Below are 5,919 nucleotides of genomic sequence, written 5' to 3'. Positions count from 1 at the left end.
CCGGCTGCCGGCTGCCCTGCGCTATTCGTCGCAGCCGGAGGATATCGCGGACGCCGAAATCGTGCTGTTTGCCATGCCCTCGCAGGCGCAGGTCGATGCGGCACATGCCTATGGTCCTCACCTCGGCCGGGATGTGCCGGTCGTCATCTGTGCCAAGGGCATCGAGAAGCAAACTGCCCGATTGCTGACCGATGTCTTGGAAGAAGCCCTTCCCGAACATTCGATCGCGGTGCTGTCCGGTCCAGGCTTCGCTGCCGATATCGCCAAGGGACTGCCCACCGCAATGGCGCTCGCCGCCGCCGATCTTACGACCGCCGAACGGCTGGCAAAGGCGATCTCGGGCAAGACATTCCGGCTCTATGCCTCGGATGACCGGGTCGGCGTGCAGCTTGGCGGTGCGCTGAAGAACGTGCTGGCGATCGCCTGTGGTGTGGTTGAAGGCATGGGCTTGGGCGATTCGGCCCGGGCCGCGCTGATTGCACGCGGGCTTGCGGAAATGTCGCGCCTGGTCGAGGCGATGGGCGGGCGTGGTGATACCGTGCGCGGCCTGTCCGGCCTGGGAGACCTCGTGCTGACGGCGACAAGTCACCAGTCGCGCAACCTGCGCTTCGGCATCGGCCTCGGGCGTGGCGAGGATATGGCGGCGGGCAATGGCCCGCTGGTCGAGGGCGCCTTTGCCGCGACCGTTGCTGCTCGTCTGGCCGAAGGGTTGCATGTCTCCATGCCGATCACCCAAGCGGTGGCGGCTATCATCGATGGACGTCTTGATATTCCAACCGTGATCACGCAGTTGATGTCACGTCCGATCACCACCGAATAGTCCCCGTTTCCGAAGGAGCGTTTCATGCTGTTTGCCGTTATTTGCGCCGACAAGCCCGGTCATCTCAACCTCAGAATGGAAACGCGTCCGCCGCATGTGGAATGGCTGAACGGCCTGAACGCTGCCGGCACGCTCAAGATCGGCGGCCCGTTTCTCGACGGCGACGGCAAGCCCTGCGGCTCGATGCTGCTGATCGCTGCCGACAGCCTGGAGGATGCCAAGGCTCTTGCAGCGCAGGATCCCTATGCCAAGGCAGGCCTGTTCGAAACGGTCGAGATCAAGCCCTATAACTGGGTCTTCAACAATCCGGAGGCATGAGCAGCATGGCGTTCTGGCTCTACAAGTCCGAGCCGTTCAAGTGGTCCTGGCAGATGCAGAAGGATGCGGGCGCCACGGGTACCGAATGGACCGGCGTGCGCAACTATATGGCGCGCAACAACATGCGGGCGATGAAGATCGGCGACAAGGGCTTCTTCTATCATTCTAACGAGGGGCTCGAAGTCGTCGGCATCGTCGAGGTCTGTGCCCTGTCGCATCCGGATTCCACTGCCGAGGGTGATGCCCGCTGGGACTGCGTCGACATCCGGGCTGTCTGCGACATGCCGAAGCCTGTCTCGCTGAAAGATGTGAAGGCGAGTTCAGCGCTGGAAAAGATGGCGCTGGTCACGTCCATGCGGCTTTCCGTTCAGCCGGTGACGGAAGAGGAATATTTCGAGGTCTGCCGCATGGGCGGGCTGCAAAACCCGCCGGTCTGAGCCTTTGAAAACAGATCCCGAGCGTTTCATCCTCGACAATACAAGTCTGCTTGCGCCGCCGCATGTGCCGGAAATCCGGCTGCATCTGGCGAGCGAGGTTCACGACTTGTGGCTGAAGACCGAGGCTGACCTTGAGGCGATCGGCTTGCCGCCGCCGTTCTGGGCGTTCGCCTGGGCTGGCGGGCAGGGGCTCGCGCGCTATATTCTGGATCATCCCGAGACCGTGCGCGGCAAGCGGGTTCTCGATTTCGCCAGCGGCTCCGGCCTTGTGGCGATTGCTGCGGCGATGGCCGGGGCTTCCGATGTGGTCGCCGCAGATATCGATCCGTGGGCGAAAAATGCCGTGCGGCTGAATGCTGCGGCGAATGGCGTGGCGCTCGATTTCACCAATGACGACCTGATCGGCATGTCGGTGGATGCGGATGTCGTTCTGGCCGGCGACGTATTTTACGACGGGGATTTTGCCGCTGCGCTGAAGGGATGGTTCGGTCGGTTGGCCGCCTCTGGCACGATGGTCCTTGTCGGCGATCCGGGCCGGAGTTACCGACCGACCGAACATCTGGAAGCGCTTGCCACCTATCAGGTGCCGGTCACGCGGGTGCTGGAAGACAGCGAAGTGAAGAAAACCACCGTCTGGCGGTTTGTCTGAGGTGATGTGATCCGGGTAGGTATGTTCCGGGCAGGTTCAGGGACGAATCACGCAGACGCCGGCTTCAAACGAGCAGGCGGCATCGGGCGCATCCTCTGAAATCTCGATGATCCGCGCCTTGGGAGCCTTGTAGGACACGGTGGCAGGCCTGGCTGCGCCATCGCGATAGAAATATATTCCACTGCCCTTGATGCGGACAGCCGCGATGCTTCCTGCAAATGTGCCGACACCCGGCACCACCGACGGAAGCCCGTTGCCGCCGATCACGGCCTGAGACCGGTTGTGATGCGACCGGTTGTGATGACCGTGGTGGCGATAGTCTCCAGCCAGGGATGCCGTGGACATCGCGATCGTGGCGATGGCTGCCGCGCCCGCCAGGGTGAACCGAAAGACAGTCATGGGGCGCTCCTCTGCAGCGTGGTTAACGTAACGTTAACGCACAATGCCGCATACGGTTGCTAAAGTCATCCGCCGCCGTCGTTTTTTCGTAAGGGGGATATTGGGGCGCTGACTAGGCTAAAGTTCTATCGACCCGAATCGATTAAATTGAAAACGTCAAGCGAATGTGCTTGTCGTCCGGGGTGACGAGGATTAAAGCCGTGATGCAGTGCACCCGATCTGGGCTGCAACTCTGTAATCGGATCTCCGAGAATTCGGACCGCATCGAAACGCCGCGAGGTTTAGATGGCGAATGTGACGAAAAGCCGGCCTCTGTCGCCGCATCTGCAAATTTACAAGCCAATCCCGACCATGATGGCGTCGATCATACACCGCATCACAGGTGCTGCGCTGTATTTCGGTACCGTGCTTGTCGCCTGGTGGCTGATCGCCATGGCGTCGGGTGGTGTGTACTACGACTGGGTCCAGTGGGCGATGAGCTCGATCATCGGCAAGCTGATCCTGATCGGCTATACTTGGGCGCTGATGTATCACATGCTCAGTGGCCTTCGCCATTTCATGTGGGATCTCGGTTATGGCTTCGAGAAGCATTTTACCACCAAGCTGGTGAAGGTCTCCTTCGTCGTGTCGCTCTGTCTGACCGCGCTGATCTGGGTCATCGCCTACATCGTGCGCTAAGGAGATAAATTCATGGATATGCGTACACCTCTCGGCAAGGTTCGCGGTCTTGGATCCGCCAAGGATGGCACCGAGCATTTCTGGCGCCAGCGCGTCACGGCCGTTGCCAATGTCCCGCTCCTTATCATTTTCGTCGTCTTCCTCGTCATGTATGGCGGCGCGCCGTATGCGGAAGTGACGGCTGCCCTTTCGAACCCGCTGGTTGCAGTGGTCATGGGCCTGGTGGTCATCTCCGGCATCATTCACATGAAGCTCGGCATGCAGGTCATCATCGAAGACTACGTGCACGCGGAAATTCCGAAGCTCGTGCTTCTGATGCTCAACACATTCTTCGCAATCTTGATGGGCGCGCTCTGTCTTTTCGCCATCTTGAAGATCGCATTCGTAGGATAATTCAAAATGGCACCCATTCATAACACCGCCCCGAACGGCAAGGCCTATACCTACGTTGACCATTCCTACGACGTCGTTGTCGTCGGCGCCGGTGGTGCCGGTCTGCGCGCGACGCTTGGCATGGCCGAACAGGGCTTCAAGACCGCCTGCATCACCAAGGTCTTCCCGACCCGTTCGCATACGGTTGCAGCGCAAGGCGGTATCGCCGCTTCGCTCAACAACATGACGCCGGACTCCTGGCAGTGGCATCTGTATGACACCGTCAAGGGCTCCGACTGGCTCGGCGACGTCGATGCCATGCAGTATCTCGCCATGGAAGCGCCGAAGGCGGTCTATGAGCTCGAGCATTACGGCGTGCCGTTCTCGCGTAACGAGGAAGGCAAGATCTATCAGCGCCCGTTCGGCGGTCACATGCAGAACTACGGCGAAGGCCCACCGGTGCAGCGCACCTGTGCTGCCGCCGACCGTACCGGCCACGCCATCCTGCACACGCTGTACGGCCAGTCGCTGCGCAACAATGCCGAATTCTTCATCGAGTATTTTGCCCTCGACCTGATCATGTCGGATGACGGTAGCCGCTGTACCGGCGTTGTCGCCTGGAACCTGGACGACGGCACGATCCATCGCTTCTCGGCGAAGATGGTGGTGCTGGCGACCGGCGGTTATGGCCGCGCCTACTTCTCGGCCACGTCCGCCCATACCTGCACCGGTGACGGTGGCGGTATGGTTGCGCGTGCCGGCCTGCCGCTGCAGGACATGGAATTCGTGCAGTTCCATCCGACCGGCATCTATGGTGCCGGCTGCCTGATCACCGAAGGCGCGCGCGGCGAAGGCGGCTACCTGGTCAATTCCGAGGGTGAACGTTTCATGGAGCGTTACGCACCCTCGGCCAAGGATCTGGCTTCACGCGACGTTGTCTCGCGCTGCATGACCATGGAAATCCGCGAGGGTCGTGGCGTCGGCAAGAACAAGGACCACATCTACCTGCATCTCGACCATCTGGATCCGGCGGTGCTGAATGAGCGCCTGCCGGGCATTTCGGAATCGGCGAAGATTTTTGCCGGCGTCGATGTGACCCGCGAGCCGATCCCGGTTCTGCCGACCGTGCACTACAATATGGGTGGCATTCCGACCAACTACTGGGGTGAAGTGCTGAATGCCGACAGCGACAATCCGGAACGCGTTCTTCCTGGCCTGATGGCCGTCGGTGAAGCCGGTTGCGCTTCGGTGCATGGCGCGAACCGTCTCGGTTCGAACTCGCTGATCGACCTGGTCGTGTTCGGCCGTGCTGCTGCTATCCGCGCGGCAGAGGTCATCGATCGCACCACGCCGATCCCGGCACTCAACATTGCCGCCTGTGACAAGATCATGGATCGCTTCGACAGCATCCGCAATGCCAACGGCTCGACCCCGACGGCCGTGCTGCGCGACCAGATGCAGCGCGCCATGCAGGAAGACGCCGCCGTGTTCCGGACCCAGGAAGCGCTCGAAAGCGGCTGCCGCCGCATTTCGGCGATCTGGAAGGAAATGCCGGACATCAAGGTGACCGACCGTTCGATGATCTGGAATTCCGACCTCGTCGAAACGCTCGAGTTGCACAACCTGATGGCCAATGCGATCACCACGGTCTATGGCGCCGAGGCCCGCAAGGAAAGCCGCGGCAGCCACGCCCGCGAAGACTATGTCGACGGTCCTTTCGCCGGTCGTGACGACGTCAACTGGCGCAAGCATACGCTGGCCTGGGTCAACGAGGCCGGTGACGTGAAACTCGACTACCGCCCGGTTCACACTGAACTCATTGCCGAAGGCATCGATCCCTACAAGATCGCGCCCAAGGCACGTGTTTATTGATCTGCAGAGGAACTGGACATGGTTGAACTCGCTCTCCCCAAGAACTCCCAGATGACCGAAGGCAAGGTTTGGCCGAAGCCGGCCGCTGCCAAGAATGTGCGCGAGTACCGCGTCTATCGCTGGAACCCGGACGACGGCCAGAACCCGCGTATCGACACGTTCTACATCGATATCGACGATTGCGGACCGATGGTTCTCGATGGTCTCTTGTACATCAAGAACAATATCGACCCGACATTGACGCTGCGCCGCTCCTGTCGCGAAGGTATCTGCGGATCCTGCGCGATGAATATCGACGGCACGAACACGCTCGCCTGCACCAAGGGCATGGACGAGATCAACGGCACGGTGAAGGTCTATCCTCTGCCGCATAT

Annotated in this window: 9 protein-coding genes; 8 read left to right on the top strand and 1 reads right to left on the bottom strand. The window is 60.7% G+C overall.

Features of this window, described 5'->3' with window-relative positions; genetic code table 11:
* The 4 genes from PDO_RS08930 to PDO_RS08915 all read left to right on the top strand — a co-directional run.
* Nucleotides 1-820 (top strand): NAD(P)H-dependent glycerol-3-phosphate dehydrogenase (locus PDO_RS08930; RefSeq protein WP_007600592.1); only part of this gene is annotated, 820 nt, incomplete at its 5' end.
* Between the two features lie 24 nt (nt 821-844).
* Entirely contained in the window at nt 845-1,138 is a 294-nt protein-coding gene (locus PDO_RS08925; protein ID WP_007600590.1) for a YciI-like protein, read from the top strand.
* Nucleotides 1,139-1,143: 5 nt separating this feature from the next.
* On the top strand, nt 1,144-1,575 hold the full coding sequence (locus tag PDO_RS08920) for an EVE domain-containing protein (RefSeq protein WP_007600588.1): 432 nt from the start codon (nt 1,144-1,146) through the stop codon (nt 1,573-1,575).
* A 4-nt stretch (nt 1,576-1,579) separates the two neighbouring features.
* The gene (locus PDO_RS08915; RefSeq protein ID WP_007600585.1) at nt 1,580-2,224 is read left to right on the top strand and encodes a class I SAM-dependent methyltransferase; all 645 of its coding nucleotides are present in this window, start codon (nt 1,580-1,582) and stop codon (nt 2,222-2,224) included.
* A 36-nt stretch (nt 2,225-2,260) separates the two neighbouring features.
* On the opposite strand, the gene PDO_RS08910 is transcribed toward PDO_RS08915, so the two are convergent.
* Entirely contained in the window at nt 2,261-2,623 is a 363-nt protein-coding gene (locus tag PDO_RS08910) for a hypothetical protein (protein WP_007600583.1), read from the bottom strand.
* Nucleotides 2,624-2,908: 285 nt separating this feature from the next.
* On the opposite strand from PDO_RS08910, the gene sdhC reads away from it, so the two are divergent.
* The 4 genes from sdhC to PDO_RS08890 form a co-directional block, all read left to right on the top strand.
* The gene (gene sdhC / locus PDO_RS08905; protein ID WP_007600581.1) at nt 2,909-3,301 is read left to right on the top strand and encodes a succinate dehydrogenase, cytochrome b556 subunit; all 393 of its coding nucleotides are present in this window, start codon (nt 2,909-2,911) and stop codon (nt 3,299-3,301) included.
* Between the two features lie 12 nt (nt 3,302-3,313).
* Complete coding sequence (sdhD, locus tag PDO_RS08900; protein WP_007600578.1) at nt 3,314-3,694, top strand: succinate dehydrogenase, hydrophobic membrane anchor protein; 381 nt, start codon at nt 3,314-3,316, stop codon at nt 3,692-3,694.
* Nucleotides 3,695-3,700: 6 nt separating this feature from the next.
* Nucleotides 3,701-5,545 carry a succinate dehydrogenase flavoprotein subunit gene (gene sdhA / locus PDO_RS08895; protein WP_007600577.1) on the top strand — a complete coding sequence of 615 codons (1,845 nt, stop codon included), beginning with the start codon at nt 3,701-3,703 and terminating at the stop codon, nt 5,543-5,545.
* 18 nt (nt 5,546-5,563) lie between these two features.
* Nucleotides 5,564-5,919 (top strand): 2Fe-2S iron-sulfur cluster-binding protein (locus PDO_RS08890; protein ID WP_007600576.1); only part of this gene is annotated, 356 nt, incomplete at its 3' end.

The sequence above is a fragment of the Rhizobium sp. PDO1-076 genome (genome assembly GCF_000247475.1).
Taxonomy (GTDB): domain Bacteria; phylum Pseudomonadota; class Alphaproteobacteria; order Rhizobiales; family Rhizobiaceae; genus Allorhizobium.
This window is presented reverse-complemented; position numbering and strand designations above follow the sequence as displayed.